Origin of the sequence: Mucilaginibacter sp. 14171R-50, from assembly GCF_010093045.1 — a bacterium.
Lineage (GTDB): Bacteria > Bacteroidota > Bacteroidia > Sphingobacteriales > Sphingobacteriaceae > Mucilaginibacter.
This window is the reverse complement of the sequence record NZ_CP048115.1, coordinates 2,798,830-2,820,239: the sequence shown is the minus strand read 5'-3', so window position 1 is coordinate 2,820,239 and position 21,410 is coordinate 2,798,830. Positions and strand designations below refer to the sequence as shown.

The 21,410-nt window shown below is 46.9% G+C and carries 15 protein-coding genes; all 15 read right to left on the bottom strand.

Annotated features, from left to right (window positions below; all coding sequences use genetic code 11):
• Positions 1 to 12: 12 nt before the first annotated feature.
• Entirely contained in the window at positions 13 to 657 is a 645-nt protein-coding gene (locus GWR56_RS12945; RefSeq protein WP_162431654.1) for a Crp/Fnr family transcriptional regulator, read from the bottom strand.
• 501 nt (positions 658 to 1,158) lie between these two features.
• Entirely contained in the window at positions 1,159 to 1,686 is a 528-nt protein-coding gene (locus GWR56_RS12940) for a lipid-binding protein (protein ID WP_162431653.1), read from the bottom strand.
• A 10-nt stretch (positions 1,687 to 1,696) separates the two neighbouring features.
• The gene (locus GWR56_RS12935) at positions 1,697 to 2,359 is read right to left on the bottom strand and encodes a DUF5011 domain-containing protein (protein ID WP_162431652.1); all 663 of its coding nucleotides are present in this window, start codon (positions 2,357 to 2,359) and stop codon (positions 1,697 to 1,699) included.
• Positions 2,360 to 2,380: 21 nt separating this feature from the next.
• Positions 2,381 to 3,871, bottom strand: a complete 1,491-nt coding sequence (locus GWR56_RS12930) for a SusD/RagB family nutrient-binding outer membrane lipoprotein (RefSeq protein WP_162431651.1) — start codon at positions 3,869 to 3,871, stop codon at positions 2,381 to 2,383.
• Positions 3,872 to 3,882: 11 nt separating this feature from the next.
• Positions 3,883 to 7,068: a SusC/RagA family TonB-linked outer membrane protein gene (locus GWR56_RS12925; protein ID WP_162431650.1), complete on the bottom strand. Its 3,186-nt coding sequence runs from the start codon at positions 7,066 to 7,068 to the stop codon at positions 3,883 to 3,885.
• Positions 7,069 to 7,235: 167 nt separating this feature from the next.
• Positions 7,236 to 8,096 (bottom strand): helix-turn-helix transcriptional regulator, encoded by an 861-nt coding sequence (locus GWR56_RS12920; protein ID WP_162431649.1) that lies wholly within the window; start codon positions 8,094 to 8,096, stop codon positions 7,236 to 7,238.
• Position 8,097: 1 nt separating this feature from the next.
• Positions 8,098 to 8,466, bottom strand: a complete 369-nt coding sequence (locus GWR56_RS12915) for a VOC family protein (RefSeq protein WP_162431648.1) — start codon at positions 8,464 to 8,466, stop codon at positions 8,098 to 8,100.
• 170 nt (positions 8,467 to 8,636) lie between these two features.
• Positions 8,637 to 9,263, bottom strand: a complete 627-nt coding sequence (locus GWR56_RS12910; protein ID WP_162431647.1) for a response regulator transcription factor — start codon at positions 9,261 to 9,263, stop codon at positions 8,637 to 8,639.
• A 2-nt stretch (positions 9,264 to 9,265) separates the two neighbouring features.
• Entirely contained in the window at positions 9,266 to 12,211 is a 2,946-nt protein-coding gene (locus tag GWR56_RS12905; RefSeq protein ID WP_162431646.1) for a two-component regulator propeller domain-containing protein, read from the bottom strand.
• A gap of 117 nt (positions 12,212 to 12,328) precedes the next feature.
• Positions 12,329 to 12,793 (bottom strand): hypothetical protein, encoded by a 465-nt coding sequence (locus GWR56_RS12900; protein WP_162431645.1) that lies wholly within the window; start codon positions 12,791 to 12,793, stop codon positions 12,329 to 12,331.
• Positions 12,794 to 12,961: 168 nt separating this feature from the next.
• Positions 12,962 to 14,089: a glycoside hydrolase family 76 protein gene (locus GWR56_RS12895; protein WP_162431644.1), complete on the bottom strand. Its 1,128-nt coding sequence runs from the start codon at positions 14,087 to 14,089 to the stop codon at positions 12,962 to 12,964.
• A gap of 13 nt (positions 14,090 to 14,102) precedes the next feature.
• Entirely contained in the window at positions 14,103 to 16,379 is a 2,277-nt protein-coding gene (locus tag GWR56_RS12890; protein WP_162431643.1) for a GH92 family glycosyl hydrolase, read from the bottom strand.
• Positions 16,380 to 16,487: 108 nt separating this feature from the next.
• Complete coding sequence (locus GWR56_RS12885; RefSeq protein ID WP_162431642.1) at positions 16,488 to 18,668, bottom strand: hypothetical protein; 2,181 nt, start codon at positions 18,666 to 18,668, stop codon at positions 16,488 to 16,490.
• 57 nt (positions 18,669 to 18,725) lie between these two features.
• The gene (locus GWR56_RS12880; RefSeq protein WP_162431641.1) at positions 18,726 to 19,484 is read right to left on the bottom strand and encodes a DUF3823 domain-containing protein; all 759 of its coding nucleotides are present in this window, start codon (positions 19,482 to 19,484) and stop codon (positions 18,726 to 18,728) included.
• An 11-nt stretch (positions 19,485 to 19,495) separates the two neighbouring features.
• A complete protein-coding gene (locus GWR56_RS12875) occupies positions 19,496 to 21,409 on the bottom strand; it encodes a RagB/SusD family nutrient uptake outer membrane protein (protein ID WP_162431640.1) in 1,914 nt (637 codons plus the stop codon).
• Between the last annotated feature and the right edge of the window lies 1 nt (position 21,410).

Here is a 21,410-nt window from a genome sequence, read left to right as displayed (position 1 = left end):
CGGGGGCGCCGGCTATTTAAGCCATTCTATAGCGCTGCGATGCAGCCGCAGGTCGCCGCGTTGTTCCATTTTCTTGAGTAAACGGGAGATCACCTCGCGCGAGGAGTTCAGGTCGGCCGCTATTTCTTGATGGGTTATGCGCAATTCGCGCGTAGCCAGCTTTTTATACTGATCAGACAGGTAGAAATACAGGCGTTCATCCATGCTTTTAAACGCGATATGGTCAATAACCACCAACAACTCTTCGTAACGCGCGCGATAAGTTTCCAAAACAAAATAATACCAGGTTTTAAACTGCTTCATCATTTCGTCCATTAACATTATCGGTATGCTAAGCAACAGTGTATCTTCAACGGCTTTGGCCGTTACCTGGCTGGTTTGCTGTTTGGTTGCGCAGATCATCGAGAGCGCGCAGGCATCGCCCGGTTCCAGATAGTACATAAAAAACTCGCCGCCCTCATCCCCCTCCCGGTAAAGCTTTACGCGACCCTCGAGTACCATAACCGTTGCGCGGATGTATTGTCCCGTACGCATGATCTGCTCTCCGGCAGCAACCCTTACCAAATGCGCATTTTCCTGAAGAAATGTTTTCAATGCAGGCTCAAATTGCGGGAACAGGCTGTCAAGCGCCACGGTTGGTTGTGAGTAGTAGGCCATATGGATATTACTGTTAAAGCGGTTAACAAATATACCTAAACTTATTGCAACTGCAGTTGACTGCAACCGTTTGATATAGTCTATCCCCTTCCCTTGGTCTTTTACCGAGATGACAAATTCATCACCCTGCGCCCGGGTGTAAATAATGATCCTTGATTTTCCGGGCTGTAACGCAAAGCGTCAGAAAGAAAGTTCACCACTACCCCGCAGTTTTTTTCCATATCCACATAAACTTGTGATAATGCGCCTCTGTAACCACTCCCAATTCAATATTTTTTTTGCCGCGGGCGAAACGAACAGCGTTCAGCGCCGTGTATAATAAAAAAGTCACCCACCTCGCGTGACTGACTTTTCAATAACTATTAACCGACCATATTATTAACATCACGGTCAGTATTTCAAACTTAGGTAATGTTTAAAATTGCCAATAGGTGAAAATCACTATTCTAAAAAAAGCCGGGGTTTTTAAGCCCCGGCTACCCGTTATGGTCGATTAGTTAATTAATAATGATCGTCAGCATCAAAGCGGGTGCGGGCATAGCCGCTCACTTTGTGAACCGTGCCCGGAATAGGATCGTCGTCAAATTGCACCTCGAAGTATATCGAATCTGTTTTTAGTTTGGTGCCAGGCGCTGTGGCTGCCCCCCTTAATATTTTACCGTTGCTTATGGTAAACTTGCTCTCGTATATCTGGTTGGCTGCATCTTTGCCCGAAAACGCAAGGTTTTTAACATCGGCGCCAATTTTGCCCTTAATGGCCCAAAAGGGCTTTCCTGCGGGGCTGTCGTAGTCATCGTCTATCCACAGGCTGTCTGCCTTGTTTGATGCGGTGTTGTAGGTTGATAATGTATAATAGCTATCGTCAAAAGTACCCGTCGGGTCAGCGCCATTGTCAAGCTTCACCCAAAACTCGCCTGACAGGTTTTGTACGGCAGTACCGCCAATAACTTCATCCTTTTGGCACGAGGTAAATGTAGCCGCAACCAGCGCGGTTAGCAATAAATTTTTTATATTGATTATTTTTTTCATGGTTGCTTAATTATATTTTATTGAATATCCTTACCGCCGGCCCGTAAGTTGGGTTTACAATTGCCCATTTAAAACCCGCGAGTTTTCCGCCGGGTGCGCTTACCGATGACTCTTGCGACGAGCTGGTGGGCGACCCATCGCTGGCATTTTGCTGCGGGATGTAAAAATCATTGCCGGTATCATTAAACGCTATTACGGTAAGGTTGGTCCCGGGCGCGCCGCCGGGGTTAAAAACCGAGTAAACGCCCGGCGCGAGCTTTGTTACTTCGGCTACAGAGCCGTTTGTACTACGCGCATAATTACCCGAAAAATCGTTCGAGGCGGCACTTGCATCGGTATCGTAAACTACCACGTGGCGTGTAGCCGTCGCCGAAAAACCATCTGCGTTGGTTGCGGTATATGTTTGGGTATACACCCCGGCAGCATTTGTGGTTACAGCGGTGCTGGTTATTTCAACATCCTCGGTACCGGCTTTGGCTGTAGCGCCCGGGTCGTTATAGGTATCGCCTTTTTTAACCAGCACATAATCATCCCCTTTAACGGTGATAACGGGGTATATGGTTATTTTAGAGCGGCCCACATAACCTGGCTTGTAATTAAAATTATCCTTGTGGCACGAAACAAGTATTACCCCTGTTAACATTAGGGCGATGTAACTTATATATCTTTTCATAATATCTTTTTTTGCTGTTAATTAATTTGGCAATCCCCACCATACAGGGGTAGTAATAGGCACTTCGGGCGGTGTATTGCTGTTACGGCTTCTTTCAACATCGGGATATACCAGCCTTTTGGGGAACTTACCGCCGGTAACTCCGTTTTTAGAGTATACCCATTCGCCCGGCTTATAAGCAGGATCCAGCGAGTATACGGGGCTGATCTCGGGGTAGCCGGTACGTTCCTGGTCAAAAAATCCTTCAAGCGCATGCGAATTTGGGTACGACGCCCATTTTTGATAAATGATAGCCCGCAAATTGGTTTGGAAATTACCACTGTTGGGGTAAGCGTACACCCCGGTTGTAGGTGCCGGCAGGTCGTACTGCGCAAAAGCCGCGTTTACGCCATCGGTATAAAGCGACGAAGCGTTGCCTACATTATAGCGCGCCGCAGCCTCCGCCTGTAAAAAATAGGATTCGGCCTCGGTTAAAAAATAAACGGGGTCGCTTGGGCCAAAAGCAGGCGCTGTTGCAATGTAATACCCCGGCTGTGCCGTTTGCGGCGCATTAAAGTTACCCTGATCAATAGGGGTTGGCGCAGCGGTGCCAAAGTATTCTTTAATGCGCGCATCATCGTTAGCAACCAGCCAGCTGGTAAATGTTTTACTTGCGCGCAGATCGTTAGCACCCAGGTTCTTCACCGTATACTCATATATGGGGTTACGCTGATCTGTTTCGTCTTTAAACACATCTACTACCGCGCTTCTGTCTAAAAACTCGGCATTTGCAGCGTAAAGGGCGCGTACACCCGCTTCCGCTTCGGCCGCATGGGTATTTACCATGCGCAGGTACATTTTCAGTTTAAGCGTGTTGGCAAATTTACGCCAGTTAGCCATTTGATCGGCAGGGGTTGCAGTGCCGTCGCCGCCAAACAACAGGTCCACCTTTGAATCGGCTGCCGAAAGATCTACATCATAATCAGTAGCCAGGGCAGCGTCTATCTCTGCAATCAATGCCTTGTAAACATCGTAACCATCATCAAACTTTGGCTGCAGGTTTTTGGCACCCTGAAAAGCATCGGTGTAAGGTACTTTATCGTATAAGTCTACAAGTACCTCATAGGTGTAAGCTTTCATTACCGTACACATCAGTAAAAACTGGTTTTGGTTATTCGCTTTCGCCTTATCAATAGCCAGTTGGTAGTCGGCCAGCGCGCCCGAGAATAGTTCGTTGTAGCCCCGGTTGAAGTCCTGCCTCTGCAGGTTGTACGAGTCGATGGTTTTGAACTGGTTGGCCGCCGGCGACTGTGTCCAGTACTGCGACCAGATGCCACCAATAATATTTAGCTCGCCGCCCGTCATAGCAGCGGTAGATATTACCCCCGACGGGAACAGTACCTGCGGGGTGGCCTTATCTATCGAGGGGTTATTGGGGCTTACGTTAATTTCATTGATCTTACTGCAGCCCAGCGTTAAGCATGCAACGGCGGCAGTAAAAAGAATTTTTATATGGTTGTTTCTACTTTTCATGAATCAGAATATTAAAATGTAACTTTTAGTGCGGCGCCGAAATAACGCAAAGGCGGGGCCGTACGGAATTCGCCGTATTCGCTGGCCAGGTCTGTTCCGTAGTTTGATACTTCGGGGTCAACCACCTTATTACCGGCCGGAAGCCAGGTATATAAGTTACGGCCATACACCCCTATCGATGCCTTGGATACGCCCAACTTATTGGTTAAGCTTTTGGGCAGATTGTAATTAACAATAACCTCGCGCAGCTTAACAAAGCTCCTGTCAAGGATATCTCTTGACCATGCCAGCGCTTTGTTAGATGTGGTGTAATAATAATCGTCGTTATCGCTTTCGCTTATCGGGGTAGTGTTTTCAATATAGCCTGTAACATTGCCGTTTGCGTCTTTAACCTGCTGTACCGAGTTAGGCACAATAAATGGGTTACGGTCGTTATAGGTGGTGCGGGGATCGGCACCAACAAAGTTAAACAGGTCGGCCGTGCCCGAGTAGAACTTACCGCCTTTATCCCACTCGGCAGTAAAGCCCAGTGTAAAGTTCTGTACCCTTATATTGCTGTTAAAGCCCATTACAAAATCGTGCTGGAAGTTACCATAGCTGCCGTTTGCCGATGCGGCGATGGGGAAACCCTGGCTATCTACAACAATGTGGCCCTGCGGGTCGTAAGCAGGCACAGGTGCTTGTAAAATACCAAGGGGCTGATCTTTTATGGCTACAAACTCGCCGCCGTAACCGTCTTGCTGTAGTATTACTTTATCTAAGCCGTCGGGCAGCGCGGTAACAACACTCCTGCTCTTCGAGAAAGTGTAGTTGATATCCCAGTTAACCAGCGATGTTTTTACCGGAGTTGCGCTAAACGCCAGTTCGATACCACGGTTACGTACCGCGCCAAAGTTCACCAGCTCGAACGAGTAACCACCGCTTGGGGCGATCGGTACAGCTAATATCTGGTCCTGGCGGGTGCGTTGGTAGTAGGTAAGATCTATCCCTAAACGATCGTTCAAAAACCTGAACTCGCCGCCAAATTCATATTCTTTTACGCGCTCGGGCCTTAAGTTAGTATTAAGCAGCGTATTGTTGATGGTAAAACCCGGCACTCCCTGTAACGGGAACCTGATGCTGCCAAACCCAAGCCCCACACTGGTAGACGACAGCACATTGTTGATATTGTAAGGGTCGGTATCGCTACCGGTTTCGCCGTAGCTGCCTCTCAATTTTATATAACTAACCACCGAACTTTTCAGATCAAGCGCTTGCGATAGTATGTACGACGCGTTTGCGGCAGGGTAAAAATAGCTGTTGTTACCCGTTGCCAGCGTTGAGGTTATATCGTTACGGCCGGTAACGGTTAGGTATAAATAGTTTTTATAACCCACGGTAGCCTGGCCGTAAAAACCTACCAGGCGGCGATGGCTTTCAGATTCGGCGCTTGACGGTTTGTTTACGCTGTTAGACAGGTTGAAGAACCCCGGTATAGCTAAGCCCTGGATGGATGTTGCCACGCTGCGGCTGCCCCTGTCGTTATAGTTTACACCGGCTACTGCGTTTATATCAAAATCAGCTCCTATCTTGTTAACAAACAAGGCCTGCAATTTGGTATCATACTCGTAGTTCTGGTAATTATCTTCTTCAACACCGCCATCATCCGGCGCCCTTGACTGGCCTTCAGTATTGCCGCCGCCAACCCAGCTGCCCGGTGTAGGCGAATTGCTGTTGTACCAAATTTTTGTACCTGCGTTGCTTACATCGGCACCTTGCTGTAATTGCAGGGTAACCCATGGTGCCAGTTTGTAGTTCAGGTTAATGTTACCGTAAAGCCTATCGGTTTTAGTTCGGCTGCCGTTTTCGTATAAGGTATAATACGGGTTTTCGGCAAACGGAGTATAGTAGTTATCCGTATTGAAATAAAGGTTTTTGTAATCCCTCAGGTCTTTAATGGGGATATCGCCAGGTATTTGCAAAACACTTTCGTAAAACGTGTTGGCTACCCCCGTTGGGCCCTGGCCGGTGGCCACAAAGCTTCCGTTCTTGGCGACATAGTTCAGCGTAGCGTCGGCCGAAAAGTTTTTGTAATTGGTACCACCCTTTAAGGTAAAGTTGTTTCTCGAAAAGCCATCAACATTGCCGGGTAAAACCCCATCGCTGTGAATATTATTGTAAGATAACAAGTAGTTAGAGGCATCGGTACCACCGCTTATGGTAATGTTGTTGTTAAAATCAAGGCCGTTATCGTAGGTATCTCTTATGTTATTTTTAATGAACGAGAACGGCTTGATAAGTTGTGTATTGTTTACCACCGCGCCCCATGGCCTTAGCTGACCATCGTATTTAGGGCCCCAGTTACCGTTTTCGCCGGGTACAAAATGTCCGTCCCAGCCCTGGCCAAAAATTTCCTGCGGTTTGTAAACGTAGGCAACATTGGTAAGCGTTGCCGCCGACGAAAAGTCGACAGTGGGCTTACCGGTCTTACCCTTTTTGGTGGTAATAACAATTACCCCGTTTGATCCGCGCGAGCCATATATAGCGCTTGCCGCCGAACCTTTCAGGAAGCTGATGTTATCAATCAGGTTAGGGTCGATATCGTTTGCGTTGTTACCAAAGTCGAAATTATCATCAGACCCACTTCTGGAATTGTTCAATGGCACACCATCTACCACATATAAGGGCTGATTGGTACCCCCTATGGAAGTATAACCCCTTAATATTACCTTGGTAGAACCACCCGCTGCACCGGATACGTTAGAGATATTTACGCCGGATATTTTACCCTGCAGGCCACCCAGGAGGTTGATAGGCGCCGACTTGTTTATCTCCTCGTTTTTTACCGAGGTTTGTGCGTAACCCAGTGTTTTTTTGGCTTTGTTTATACCAAGGCCCGTTACAACCACCTCGCCAAGCTGGCGGCTGTTAACCGTAAGCACAATATTAATAATGTCCTTGTTTACCGTTACCTGCTGCTCGTTGTAGCCTAAAAACGAAAACGTTAAAACCGCCCCGTTTGCTGCTTTTATGGCGTATTTACCATCGGTGCCGGTTTGCATACCAATTGTTGTCCCCTTAATTTTCACGGTTACCCCGGGAATGGGCTGCCCATCTTCTTTTGCAGTAACCGTACCGCTAACGGTGCGCTCCTGCGCAAACAGTTGTGTTTTGAAGAGCAGTAAAAAACACATGCAGATCAGTAAAATTTTTTTCATTTAGTTGTTTTTAGAATAAGAAATCAGTTAAAACACCCCTGTGCACAGGTATGCATTTATGTGAGCAATAATAGCCGATGCGGAACAGTAAGGATGTGCGAGAATCACCATTCGTAACGGGATACACCTGTTTTGAGGCAGGTGTAACACGTCAGGAACAATGTGGACTACGCCGACTGACGGTAGATAAGCGGTGTTGTTTCGAACCGCTGTTTGAAAAGACGTATGAACGAGCTGGGGCACTCAAAACCGATAAGGGTTACCACCTCGTTAACCGAATAGTTGCTTTTGCGCAATAGCTGCTGCGCCCTTTTTAAGCGGATATCAGTCAAAAACTGATGTGGCGAACGGCCAAAGGCCTGTTTAAATGTGCGCAGCAAATGATTTACCGACAGGCAAGCGTAAGCGGCGAGTTCGTTCAGGTTAATATTTTTATCGTAATTACTGTATAGGTATTCTTTGGCAAGGTTTAGCCTGCGCAATATCTCCAGGCGCGTACCTGCATTCTGGATAGGCAACAGGCGTGCCTTTTCAAATATCTCTTTATTATAAACCGAATTGTAAGTTATCAGGCAGTGGTGCAGGTATTCGTTTATAAGTAATTCGTCGTTCAGGCCGCTGTCTAAATTGGCCTTAAGGTGCGACAAATTGAATTTTATGTCGCCGTTAAAGGGGTATAAAGTTTCGTTAAGCTTGTTTTCGGCGGTGTCTGTTATGCCGTTTAGTAACTTATAGTTCGATAACGTATAGCTGCTATAAAAATCGTTTACAAAATCTTTATCAAAGGTAACAGCGAAAGATTGCACGGGTGTTTCGGAACTGATACAGGTATTGTATTGTGTGCCCTTATTCAGCATAATAAACGAATCGGCATATATCAAAAGCTCCCGGCGGCCAATGCTGCACCGCTCGTTACCCGAAAAAACACAGCGCAGGGTAAGGTCGGCAGCAGTTTGAACATCCTCTTTACAGTAGGTTGTTTTACTGATTATCTTGTTATTATTCTTTAATACCTTCAGGTAGTCCATATTAGTCTTCGTTATACTCCCGTTCTTCTAAAAGCAGCCAGCGGTTTGCGGCAGGGTCGGTAAAAGCGGCGGCCAGGCCACCGGCAGTGTACTCGGGCGCGGACTGAAACTGAATGCCTTTTTGCTTCAATTCGTAATGATCTTTCAGGAAATCCTTTGAGTTAAGGATAACAGTACTGCTGTGCTTCGCCCCATCATTGCTCTTGATTACCACCAGGTTTATATTAAATTGCTGGCCGTTTAAAATGGTGCATGGCTGCCCGTCAAAAAAGCTGGTTTCCTTTTTTATTTTGCACCCCAGTTTATCCTGGCAAAATGCCGTCTGCTCGTTTATATCAGCTGCAAACAGTGTGATATATTTTATCTCCATAGCCGTAGTTGTTAATATTAAAACAGAAGCTTAATTATTTGTAACACAGTGGTTACCAATTACAAAAACTACTTTTTTAATTGTTAATCAAATTTAAGCTGTGCTTTTGCGCGGCGTATCCCCCAGTCGGGGTGATTTTTAGAATTTTCCTGAGCTTTTTGCCGGTAAATTCAAATAAATTTGTTCTTTTTCGCGGCTGTTATGGCCTCTGAGCGTGAGTTTACATCAAGCTTGATGTAAATTTTTTTGATATGGCTCCTGACGGTTTCCAGGTCAATGAAAAGTTCTTTGGCAACCATGCTCCGGCTTTTGCCGCTGGCTATCATTTCCAGTATCTGGGTTTCGCGTTTTGACAGTGGCGAGTCCTGGTTACGCCTGAAGGACGAGATAACCATGCGGGCAATATTAACGCTCATTGGTCCACCGCCCTCGCACACTTCGCGTATAGCCTCGATGATCTTTACCGAGGGGGTGCTTTTGGTAAGGTATCCCGACGCGCCGTTCATCAGCGCGTCGAATATTACCTGCTCTGATTCGTAAACTGTAATGATAAGTATCAAAACGTTGGGCAGCATCTTTTTTAGTTTTGGCAGCGCGGCAATACCGCCGGTGCCCGGCAGCTGTATATCAAGCAGAATAACATCGGGCCGGTCGGTACCAATGGTGTGCTGTGCAATATCAAATGAAGGATAGGTGTTTACAACCTTATAGCCGTTATTTGCGTTTATCAGAAATTCGTAACCGTTCCTGATGGTATCATCATCCTCTATGATAACTATTTTTGTTGGTGCGCCCATGGTTATACCTGTTTCAGGTTTATGATAAGTTTGGTTATGGTTCCGGCGCCCTTGCTGCTTTCAACACTCAGGTGGGCGTTAATGCGTTTTGCGCGGGCCTTTATATTGTTCATGCCGTAGCCGGTGGTAAGCATATCAGCCTCAAAGCCTACCCCATCGTCCCTGATGGCTAATAACAGCTTTTCGTTATCCTGCCGGCTGGCAATTATGCGTACACTTGTTGCATGGGCATGTTTAAGTACATTATTGATCAGCTCTTTAAATATCATCAGCAAATTGCGGCTGTGTTCCATATTTAGCCGGTATTGCTTCAGGTCGGTGTGTAAGCCGGTCATCTCAAAACTTATCGCCGTGTCAGCAAACTGCTCAATGCCAATTTCTTTGATATGCCTAAGTATCTCGTATAAATTATCGTTCCTGGGGTTCAGCGCCCAAAGGATATCTTTGGTACCGTTATAAAGCGACAGCGTGTTTGATTTTATCTGCTCCACCAGCTTTCTTTCTTCCTCTTTACCCTCGCCCATGCGCGACTGCAATATTTCTGACAGGATAGATATGCGTGTTAATTTGTTGCCCAGGTCATCGTGGAAATCTTCGGCGGTTTGCTGGCGTATCTTCACCACCTCTTCTTTTTTTATCGATTCTAAAAGCATTTTGCGCCGCTTTTTCTTTTGATGCCATAAGGTTTGTATAATAATGCCGCATATTAAAAAAGCAAGCAGCACAATTATTTTGAATATGGTACCCTGGTAAAACGCCGGAACAATCTCGAACCGGGCCAGTACCGAGTTGCCCGACTGCCTGCCATTTCCGTCGATAGATATTATTTCGAAACAATATTTGCCGGGAGGCAGCGAAAAATACTCAACGAAAGGGTTCTTAACGGGCTGGCTAAACTTATCATTCAAGCCGGTTAAACGGTACTGGTAAGTAACACTCTCGGGGTCTTTTAAATGAATACCCAAAAACGATATGGCTATATGGTTCTGATCGTGACTGAGCTTTAACGGAGCGGCAGCCGAATCGTCCATCAGCGAGCGGTATTTACCATTCTTACCATATATCCTCACTTCGTTCAACACGGTTTGCGGTGGGGTTGCGCGGGGGTTTACCTGTGCAGTTTTATATATTTTTAAGCCTTTGGTGGTCCCTAACAGCATTTCATCGCCGCTAAGCAACAACGACCCCTGGTTGGCTTCGGCTATCTCGCTTTTTGGATAGCTGTTGTTTAAAACCTTAAACATCAGCCGGCCCGACGATTTTTTTAAGCGATTAACACCCTTGCCGGTACCAACCCATATCTGCCCGTTGTTATCCGCAGCCATACAATATATGCTGCTTGACTTAAGGCCTTCGGCTACATCAATATTTACATATTTATTGGTGTTTACCTGCCATACAAATACGCCTTTATCATCGGTACCAAATAAAATGGCGTTACCAACACGCAGCATACTGTAAACTGATGAACGATCTAAGAACGACAATGCGGGTTCGAGCACTATTTTATTACCTATAGCCAACTGTACCCCGTTATGCGTACCTATAAGCACCGAATCGGCCCCGAGGGGTAACAACGTGGAAACAAAAGTGGGCGCGCGCGTAATGGCTTGTACACCATTTTTGGCTATACGGTAACATCCTAACGATGTACCAAACCAAATTGCGCCGTCGGCAGCCTGGCTGATGACATTAATGATGCTGCTGGTGGTCCAGGGGAACATCTTAAACCCGGCACCATCAGATCGCCACAATCCGCCGAAATTGGTACCTATCCATATATTTTGCTGCCTGTCGGTAAATAGGCAGCTTACCAGCGATGTATTCAGGTTATTGGTTGGCAATAAATAAGGCGACAAAACGCCCTGCTCGTATTTCATGATGCCGGTACCGCTCACATTGGCCAGCACCTCGCCGTTTTTTGTTTTGGCAAGGCCGATAATGATCTGACTGTTATTGGTTTGTACTTTAGGGTTTGCCGTTAAATAACCATCGCCTTCGTACTTATACGCGCCGCTGCCCGATGTGCCCAGCCACAAATTATTGTCAACATCGTTATAAATATCAATCACCGGGTTATCGGTAAAGCCGTTTTGCGAGTTAAACCCAATTATCCTGTTTGATTTGATGCAATATGCCCCTTTAACGCTGCCTATCCATAAATTGCCATCGGCATCCTGTTCAATGCAGCTAAAGGGCTTCGCAGCGCCGGCCAGCAAATTATCGGCATAAGGTTTTAGCTCACCGCCCGCAAGCTGAAATACGTTGTTAGTGGAACAAAGTAAAATATTCCCTTTTTTAAATTTATCGAAAAGGATTTTTCCGATAACCGCCGTTTGGCCGTTAAAAGCTGACGATGCCTGCAATGTCCATTTGTTATGGTCAAAACTGTACACCCCTTTATTATACACGGCGGCATAGATCACCCCGGCATCGCTGATGTTAAAACAGGTAAGCAACTCCTCGCTACCGGTTATTTGCATGGCCACCAGGCTTTTATCGCGTACCCGGTAAAGCTTATTGTTTACCAGGCAATATATGGTACCATCCTTACCGGCGGCAATGGCCGTAGTAGTGTTGTTTTTATGGCCCGGGGACACCGCAAAGCGCAGGTTTTTACCATTGGCGGTGCAAAGCAAGCCATCATCGGTACCTATCCATAACCTGTCGTGCTTATCAACAAAAACGGTGTAAACAAAATTGCTGCTTAACCCCTTTGATTTGGATATCTTAAGATAGTCCTTACCATCAAACCGGCATGCACCACCAAAGGTGGCGATCCATAAACGGTGTTTACTATCCTGGGCAAAATGTGTTACCTGCGACTGGATAAGGCCATCTTCGATATCGAGATGTGAAAAAGTGAATTTTTGACCAAAAGAAAATAACGGGGAAAATAATATAGCAATTAAAATTCTTTTAAAAATTTTACCCGTTTCCCAATTCATCAATTTAAGCTTATATACTATAAGATGCAAAACATCAAACTTTGTTAACAGCAAAATGCAATATCCCCCTAAAAGGGTGATATTGCATTTTGAGGTGGTTTATAATTTGGGTTACGGTTATTTACTTACCAGCGCCGGCGTGGGGGTTACATTCCCGTTAACGGGGAACATTTTATATACATTGGCTATTTTCCATTGCTTTTGTGCATCACGTTCAAGCATCAGGTAATTCTCCTGTACACCATCGGGATAAAAGAAACTCACTTTGGCAATAACAATGGCATCGCTTTCGGCCAAAATATTATAGGCATAATCGCAATTTTGGGTTACGGCCTTTTGCTGCTTCATCTGGTCGACTAACGCACCCTTATTTTGAACCAGCACTTGTTCGCCCCGCGAAAGCTTAAAAACGGCGTCGTCGGCCAAAATCGAATTAAGCTTCTGGTAAGCCGATGTCATGTGGCTTTCAATAAAGGTTTGTATCACCTTATCATATAACCGGGCCTCTCTTGGTGGGGTAGCATACGCTGCCGCGGCCCCTAATACCCATACTAAACAGGCTATTAATATCTTCCTTTTCATGACTTCTGTTTTTTTAATAAAAGTCGGGCAAAGAAAAACCACCGGATATGCTAAATACACCAAACGATATGCTAAACACACCAAACGCCAAAGCCATAACCTATTGATATAAAACAAACAAACCCCGCTTTTAGGCGGGGCTTAGTTTAATTGCTGATATAATCTGGACTATTTGGCTGTAAGGTACAGCTGCATAAAGGTTACTATGCTGCTGCTCTCGTATGATTGCATTACCCCCCTCGGGGCAGGCAAGGCGTAATTTCGCCAGGTAAGGTCGCGCGCCTTATCGCGGTTTTTCCAACCGGTGTTTATGTTGGTTTTAACCCAATCAAGGTATTGGGTTTGTTTACCGTCGGTTATCAGCTGGGTAATGTACTGGGCAAATATGGCCTTTAATACGCCCTGCTCGTTAAAATCGCCTTCGGCGGGTAAAATACCATTCGCACCCATTTTGGTTTTGGTGTAATCGGCGGCCAGTTTGGCATCTTCCAGGTAGGCGTTATCTTTTGTTTCATCATAAAGCGCTACGGCGGCCCCTATCGCTGTCCCCTGATTGTAGGTATAATCCTCATAACCCGGCGGGTTATCGCCTATTTTATGATCGGCCACGCGGCCGCTGTTAACATCAAACAGGTTGGCCTTTGCCCATCCGTATATCGATTTTGCCTTATCCAGGTAACTTGCATCGCCGGTGATCTTATACAGGCGCATGGCTGCAATTACGGTAGGATAATTAATGCAGGCATTTTTGCCGCTGTGCTGAAAATCCCAGAACATACCGCCCTTTACGCTATCGTACGATCCGTTCCAAACGCGGTTAAACCCGGCTATGGCCTTTTGCAGGTACTCCGGCTTACCGGTTAATTGGTTGGCGCGGGCAAGCGCCATAACCCACCACATCATATCATCGTAAATAAACCAGGTGGTGGTATTATCCCAGTTGTAACCGTCGTATTGGTTAAAGCCACCCTGGTACATATCGTTAACCATGGCAAGCTGCGCAGGGCTTTTGGTGCGCTCGTAAACGTTCATGGCCATATCCCAGTAAATAGCCTGGGTCCATATGGCGGCGAGGCCGTCCTGACTAGTGGTGCTGTAATAAAGCTTTTTTGATGGATTGTAATAGTATTTGTTAAATGCCGTGTATGCGGCGGCGGCATCTGCCGCGGTAAATTCAGGGTCGGCCGGCTGGCCGTCATCAGGCTTTACAACGGGTGGCTTGTTCTCGGTGCCTTTGCTGCAGCTTATTGCCGTAATAAACAAGCTTGCCAGCAGTACATAAATTAGCTTTTTCATAGGTAGATGGTAATTATTTTTCGGTAGATAATGAATAGGGTGCATCCGCAGTACGGATACCCTTCTGCTTATTAGGCCGCGGCGACATGCTAAAGTTTAATACAGCGCCTTTCAGCAATGCGGAGTGACTAAGCCAGTTATGGGTATATGGTTTACCGTTAATGGTTAAACTGTTCACATAACGGTTTGCCGGCCCGTTGTTTGCGGCATTAATAGTAATGGTTTTTCCATTCTGTAGCTTCACTGTTATTTTTTTGAACAGCGGGGCGCCTAAGGCGTATTGGTCGCTGGCAGGGGTTACCGGGTAAAAGCCCATTGCCGAAAACACATACCAGGCCGATGTTTGGCCGTTATCCTCGTCGCCGCAGTAGCCATCCGGGGTAGGCTTATACATCTTGTTCATCACATCGCGTACATGCAGCTGGGTTTTCCAGGGCTGGCCCGCGTAATTGTACAGGTAGGTCATGTGCTGTATGGGCTGGTTACCATGCGCGTACTGGCCCATACCGGCTATCTGCATTTCCCTTATCTCGTGGATAACGCTGTGGTAATAGCTGTCGTCAAAAACCGGCGGAAGGATAAACACTGAATCGAGCTTGTTGACAAACTTCCGGTTGCCGCCCATCAGGTTTATTAATCCCTGTACATCATGAAAAACGCTCCAGGTGTAGTGCCAGCTGTTGCCTTCGGTAAAGGCATCGCCCCATTTAAATGGGTTAAACGGACTTTGAAACTTACCATCCTTGTTCTTGCCGCGCATCAAACCGGTTTGCGGGTCAAAAAGGTTTTTGTAGTTCAGGCTGCGCTTGCGGTAGATCTCCGTTTCGGATGCCGGGCGGCCAAGGGCCTTGCCAAGCTTGTAAATGGCAAAATCGTCATAGGCATATTCTAAGGTGCGGGCAGCATTCTCGTTTATCTTCACATCGTAAGGCACATAACCCAGGCTGTTATAATAATCAACACCGTCCCGGCCGGTTGCTGCCGGCCCGTCGTTATTAGCGCCGTGTAACAAGGCCTGGTACAAAGTGCCGATATCATAGCCACGTCCGCCTTTTAAGTAAGCTTCGGATACCACCGACGCCGAGTTGTTGCCTACCATTACATTGGCATAACCGGGGCTGCTCCACTCGGGCAGCCAGCCACCCTCCTTATAATCGTTTATCAGGCCCTGCTGCATCTCTTTGTTGATGGAAGGGTAAACCAGGTTCAGGAAAGGATACAACGCCCTGAAGGTATCCCAAAAGCCTGTACCGGCAAACATATAGCCCGGCAGCACCTTGCCGGTATATGGACTGTAATGCACGATATTTTTATTGGCATCCAGCTCATACAACTTGTTTGGGAAGAACAGCATGCGGTACAGGCACGAGTAAAAGGTACGTGTTTGATCGACCGAGCCGCCCTCAGCAACCAGTTTGCTTAAGGTAGTATTCCAGGTGGTTTTTGCCCTTTGTTTGATGACTTCGAAATCATCTTTACCCACTTCCCTTTGCAGGTTAAGTTCGGCCTGCTCAATGCTGATGAATGACGATGCTACACGCAGGTTCACTACCTCGCCTTTTGTTGTGTTAAAGCTGATTACCGCGCCGGCATGGTCGCCGGTGTATTCCAGCTTACCATCGTCAATATCTTTACCATGCCAGACAGATGCGTTTTTAAATGGCTTATCTATATAAATAACAAAGTAGTTTTTAAAATTGGCAGGTACCGCACCGCTGTTGCGCGTACTATAGCCAATTATCTTGTTTTGACCGGGCATGATCTTCACGTACGACCCTTTGTCGAAAGCATCTATCACAATGTGCGCGCTGTCGCTCCTGGGGAAGGTAAATTTAAAACTTGCCGCGCGTTCGGTTGGCGCTATTTCGGTTGTCACGTCGTAATCTGCCAGGTAAACGCTGTAATAATAGGGTTTGGCTATCTCAGCTTTATGCGAAAACCAGCTGGCGCGCTCTGCTTCGTCAACCCTTATCTTACCTGTTTCGGGGAAGATAGAGAACTGGCCGTAATCGTTCATCCAGGGCGATGGCTGGTGCGTTTGCTTAAAGCCAACCAATTTATCTGAATTGTAGGTGTATTGCCAGCCGCTGCCCATTTTACCGGTTTGCGGTGTCCAGAAGTTCATGCCCCATGGCACCGCTATAGCGGGATAGGTGTTACCGTTTGAGAGCGACGGCTTAGAGTCGGTGCCCATCAGCGGGTTTACAAGGTCGGCAAGGTTTGCGTTATCAACCTGCGCCAAAGCCATCAGCGGTAAAAAGGAAAGGGCAACTAAGAATAATTTTTTCATTTTAATATTTTGATATGATAAACCGGACGCGGCAATCCAGCCACACTACGCATACACGGTACAAGCCCATGTATGGTAGTAGTAACTGTTCTTAAACCAACCCCATGTTTACCAACTTAAATCCACTTTTATCCCGGCAGGGTCGTTCGCGAAACCCAGGTACACGGTGTTTGACGACGCATCCCAGGAGGTTTTTACATCTGTAATTTGCTGCCCTTTGCTATCGGTAACTTTAGTTACCCTGGGTTTTGCCGGCAGTAATACCCGCATGCTGTTTTGCGTTTTTATAGGGCTTTTAACAACAAATGAATAACTTTTGCCTGCAACCTTTTCCTGGTAGGCGCGCGCGGCGGCGGCTAAAACCTGCGGCCTGTTTTTATTGACCGCCCTGTTTAAATTGTACAGCAAAGCCTGCTCGCCGGGGTTAACTACCTTTTGGGCCAATACCGGCAGTTGCGGGTTGAACAGGTCGATAACCGGGCCCTTGATGGTATAGGGCTTGGTATCGGGGTTTTCGTCCATAACCGATATCACATCATAAGGGCCGCGCTGCAGGTACAGGCTGTTTTTGAACACAAGCTTGCCTGCCTTCGCATCGGTTTCAAAGCCCTGCTTAACCAGGCTTATAAATTTGGTATCGGCATCAGCTTCTAAAACAAACTCTTTAGGATTTTGCCTGATGATATAAACTGCGCCTTTGCCTACGGTGTATTTCTCTTTTCCGGCAGAGGGGGTAATGCCCAGCAGCTTAAACAAGTGTTGTGATGGCGCTTTAAAGTTCATGCCTTTTGTATCCCACCAATCCATTACGGTTTGGTACGGGTCGTCGTCGCGGCCGGCGTATATCAATACCCCGCCCTGTTTAACCCAGGCAGCTAATGCCGTGTGTATTTGGGCCGATACAGGTTTCATATTTGAGTAGCTGACCACCAAAACCTTAATATTTTTTAAGGTGGCGCCGTAGCTAAGGTTTTCCATATGCACGGTTTGCACCGGCACACCGCGCTTTAACAAAGGCAGTGTTTGGCCGTAAAAGTTCGAGAATTGCGGATCTTCAAACCCGTTATGCGTTGGGAAGCGCTGAAACATCAGCGAGTTGCTCATTAACACGCCTATGCCGTTCACGCCTGTTACCTTATTGGCAGACCGGGGCATGCTGTTCAGCGCGTTTACCATCACCTGCATCTGGGTTGAATAGTATTGCGGTATCAGCACCTTCTCGTTGCTGTTGGCTACCTTATACGGGCGTGTGTAGATACGCTCGGGCCAAGGCATTACCTCGTAATCGGCTACCATGGGGTATAAAAGCTTGGCCGTAAAAGTTGCCTGGTAATTCTTTTTATAGTCGGCCCAGTCGCGCGGCCAATCCTCTATAGGGTCTGTAAGGAAGAACATTTTGCGGCCGGTTGGCGCCGTCATCGATACCATTGAGCCATACTCTAAAAACGCGTTCTCGAACACCCTTTCTTTTTTCTGCCCGTCAAAATAAGTAGGCTCGCGAGAAGTGCCTGTCCATACCTGCGCAATGTAGCCATCTATCCCCGGCAAGGACGCCAGGCTGGCCTCGGGGCTAACAATTTGCCACGATGAATAGTTAACCAGCGAGTGCGTAGCGATAAACACTTTTATGCTCTTACCCTTACTTTTACCGTAAGCTTTGGCATAGCTCGATACCTCTTTTATGGCTTCGTAATACAGGTGATATTTCAGCTTGTTCGACAGGTAAGTATTCTCTGCCGATTCGTGCTGAGGTTTCCAGGGGAAACCATAATACTTTTGCCACTCGTCCTTAAACGGCGCGCTGTAACCTGCCCTTGCCCAAAACTCGGGCTCTTCCATGAAAATATTGGTTATGCCCACGTCTATCACCCTTTTGATAACCGCCGTTTTCATGTATTCGATAAAAGATTTTACCGGTACCACGTAAGGCATATCCTTACCATGAAAAATGGTATCTCCCTTTGCGGTGACCTGGCCTACACCAAGGTGATTTATGCCATCCCACTTGCCTAAAAAGTAATCTTTATAGTCGCCCCAGGCTATGCCAGTCATAAAGTTGGTTTGGTAGCCATGGTCGCGCCATGATTGTACGCGCTGCTCAAAGGTCATGCCCTTGCGGTCGTTAACGCCGTAAACAATGGCGATGTCAGACCGTACATCGATCTCGGGCATCCAGGGGCTGCTGGTTTGAAAGGCGGTTTTTTCTTTTAACGGAGACGGTTTGGTTGCCTGCGCGTTTACGCTGGCAGACAGCGCAGACAGGCAGCAAAAAAATAGAAGTTTTTTCATAGATTTTGTATAAACCTGCTTAAGAATTTAACATTCTTAAGCAGGGTAGAATAGCAATTATGGAACACTTACAGTTTTAACATCTGTATAGTTGTAATACTTTAAGCCGTAATTAGTGCGGGCACCAATCCTTAAAAAGTAATCTCTGCCGGTAGGCAGCGGGCCGCCCTTGGTAGTGATGGTTATCGACTGCCCTAACTGCGCGTTAGCGTCTGACCCATTGTAGTTTATCTGCGTAGAATAGCGGTCGTCGAAATTGTTGTTGCCTGTAAACTTGTTGGAGTTAACAAATAACCTCACATCGGTTATGTCTTGCTGAAAGTTGGGATCATTGGTACCGCGGGTGATCTTAAACGTTACAGAGATAGTACCGTCGGCGTTTAACACCGGTTCGCCCTGCCACTCTATCCTTAAAAACGGATCGACGGAAAAGTTTACGGTTGTTGTACCCTTGATATCGACCGTCTGGCTTTTATCTACCGTAGTTGCCCCGGTGGCATCTGTTTGCACCAGCGGAACGAAGGCCCCTTCGGCGCTTATTTTATTTTTACCGGGGAACAGTTTGGTGTAATTAAAGGTACCGTCCTGCATAGAACTGATGTAGAAAGGTGTCGGGTTATCGCCCCAGCTTATTTCAAGCAGCTTTATACGCGTACCGCCGCCGCCAATTTCTGTCTGCAGGGTTTTACCCGTGCCGGCGTCTGTCACGCTGCCGTTTAAGGTTTCAGCCGGTGCGTCGTAATCGTCTAATTTGCTGCACGAACTGCCTGCTAAGGCTATCGCGCATACAGCTATCATATATAATATCTTTTTCATTTCTGTAATAATTAATAACCTGGGTTTTGTATTAATTTCTGGCTCTTTTGAATCTCGCCGTTTGGTATCTGCTCGTAATACCAGCGCACATCAAAGGTGTAGCGTATATTGCGCTCGTCGGTACGGGCATCAAAGAAGTACTTTTTATCATTAGCCGAATAAAAAGGCATCAATACGCGGTAGATAGTTGAGTTTTGCTCTTTATCAGCAGTTCTCCATCTCCTCATATCCCACCATATCTTATTTTCGAAGCCGAGTTCCTTCCTGCGCTCGTTGCGGATGATATCTATATCGTTCAGGTTAGCGGCGCTGGCCAAAAAATCGGCCCCGGCGCGCTCACGTATCTGATTGATGATCGTAAAGGCATCCTGCAGGTAGTTCTTGTCGTTTTGCCCAAGCGTGTTAAGCTCATAAGCGGCCTCGGCACGGTTCAGTAAAACTTCGGCGTAACGCATCTCTATCCAGGTTTGGTCAGACCGGTTTTCCAGCACTTCTGAGGTAGGTTTATCGGGCACCAGCCACTTACGAACCGAAAAGCCTGATATAGCGCAGGTACCATCACCGGTGAAAATACCGCTTAAACCCGCAGGGTTCATGGTGCTGCCATCAGGCAGGGTATACGGTGTTTGCGAGGCGTTTGATGATTGTACAATATTAGTGGTAGGATAATTTGCAGTTGAGCCTGCAGGCAGCAGCGGACTAATGCCCCCAGCCGAACTGCCGGTGTATATACCGCGGCGAATTTCGATACTTTGCCCTTTAAACTCATCGCCGGGAAGTATAACAGTTGCCCTTAGTCTGGGTTCGGCGTTGGCAAAAAGATCCATGGTGGTATTGTACAGATCATATTTTCCGGCTGTCATGGTTTTAATTGTACCATCTGCGTTCTTGGGCAGGCCGTCAAACAGTTCCACATAGTCGAGCGTAGGGTTAACCTCGGCCGAGTAACCGTTTGCACCCATTAACTGGCGAGGCACATTGTAGGCATCATAACCGTGAACAGATTCGGGGTAATGGTACTGCCGCACAAATACATTTTCGGGGCTGGTAGCGTCGAAAAACATATTCACAAAGTTTTGATACTGCGCTGTCTTATCGCCGGCAGCCCATGCTTTTTTGTAAAGGCTGTATTTGTTTTCTAACAATACGGCGGCATCATAAGACGCCTTGAAATAAGTAACTGCCTTTGCCGATGGTATTCCACAAACCCGGTTACCCGCAGCATCAACCAAAGTAATGTTATTGTACTTAGCTATTGAACCTGCATATAACATTGCCCGCGATTTAAAACCCGCTGCAACATATTTGTTGGCCCGGCCCACCTGGTTATTTTCGCTGATGTTTTGGTAAGCGTAATCAAGGTCTGTGGCGATGAAATCATAGATAGCCTCCTCTGACGAACGGGGGATGTTTAAACTTTCCAGATCAGGTGTGGGATATTCCAAAACCTTGTCTATCAAAGGCACGCCGCCGTAACGTTTTACCAAAGCAAAATAAGTTGCCGCCCTTACAAACCGGGCCTCGCCCAGCCAGGAGTTTACCTGTGCCTCGGTAAAACTGCTTGAATATTTCGGCAGATTCTCTATAAAATAGTTGGCATCCCTTATCAGCGAGTAACACTCGGCCCAGGGCGATTCGTCTACGTTTTCCTGCATAGCGCCGCGCTGGTCGCGGCTTAATGCCTCGCCGGTAACGGCCGGGAACGGACTGATGATCCAAAAGAAATTAAGACCGCGCTGCGGCGAGTACCTAAAATCTTCGATGGGTAACTGCGAGTATAAACGGGCCATGTAGGCCTGTACGCCACCAGCGTTGCTTAATGCGTCCTTATCCTGGATAATATTTATAGGTGGTATATCCATCTTTCTGCAGGCCGATGTCCAGCACACAAAAAAGCATATCAATATATATATCGTTTTTTTCATG

Excerpts from the sequence above, each read along its gene's own strand:
- GWR56_RS12945 (WP_162431654.1), bottom strand. The coding sequence starts at position 657 with ATGGCCTACTACTCACAACCAACCGTGGCGCTTGACAGCCTGTTCCCG.
- GWR56_RS12940 (WP_162431653.1), bottom strand. The coding sequence starts at position 1,686 with ATGAAAAAAATAATCAATATAAAAAATTTATTGCTAACCGCGCTGGTT.
- GWR56_RS12935 (WP_162431652.1), bottom strand. The coding sequence starts at position 2,359 with ATGAAAAGATATATAAGTTACATCGCCCTAATGTTAACAGGGGTAATA.
- GWR56_RS12930 (WP_162431651.1), bottom strand. The coding sequence starts at position 3,871 with ATGAAAAGTAGAAACAACCATATAAAAATTCTTTTTACTGCCGCCGTT.
- GWR56_RS12925 (WP_162431650.1), bottom strand. The coding sequence starts at position 7,068 with ATGAAAAAAATTTTACTGATCTGCATGTGTTTTTTACTGCTCTTCAAA.
- GWR56_RS12920 (WP_162431649.1), bottom strand. The coding sequence starts at position 8,096 with ATGGACTACCTGAAGGTATTAAAGAATAATAACAAGATAATCAGTAAA.
- GWR56_RS12915 (WP_162431648.1), bottom strand. The coding sequence starts at position 8,466 with ATGGAGATAAAATATATCACACTGTTTGCAGCTGATATAAACGAGCAG.
- GWR56_RS12910 (WP_162431647.1), bottom strand. The coding sequence starts at position 9,263 with ATGGGCGCACCAACAAAAATAGTTATCATAGAGGATGATGATACCATC.
- GWR56_RS12905 (WP_162431646.1), bottom strand. The coding sequence starts at position 12,211 with ATGAATTGGGAAACGGGTAAAATTTTTAAAAGAATTTTAATTGCTATA.
- GWR56_RS12900 (WP_162431645.1), bottom strand. The coding sequence starts at position 12,793 with ATGAAAAGGAAGATATTAATAGCCTGTTTAGTATGGGTATTAGGGGCC.
- GWR56_RS12895 (WP_162431644.1), bottom strand. The coding sequence starts at position 14,089 with ATGAAAAAGCTAATTTATGTACTGCTGGCAAGCTTGTTTATTACGGCA.
- GWR56_RS12890 (WP_162431643.1), bottom strand. The coding sequence starts at position 16,379 with ATGAAAAAATTATTCTTAGTTGCCCTTTCCTTTTTACCGCTGATGGCT.
- GWR56_RS12885 (WP_162431642.1), bottom strand. The coding sequence starts at position 18,668 with ATGAAAAAACTTCTATTTTTTTGCTGCCTGTCTGCGCTGTCTGCCAGC.
- GWR56_RS12880 (WP_162431641.1), bottom strand. The coding sequence starts at position 19,484 with ATGAAAAAGATATTATATATGATAGCTGTATGCGCGATAGCCTTAGCA.
- GWR56_RS12875 (WP_162431640.1), bottom strand. The coding sequence starts at position 21,409 with ATGAAAAAAACGATATATATATTGATATGCTTTTTTGTGTGCTGGACA.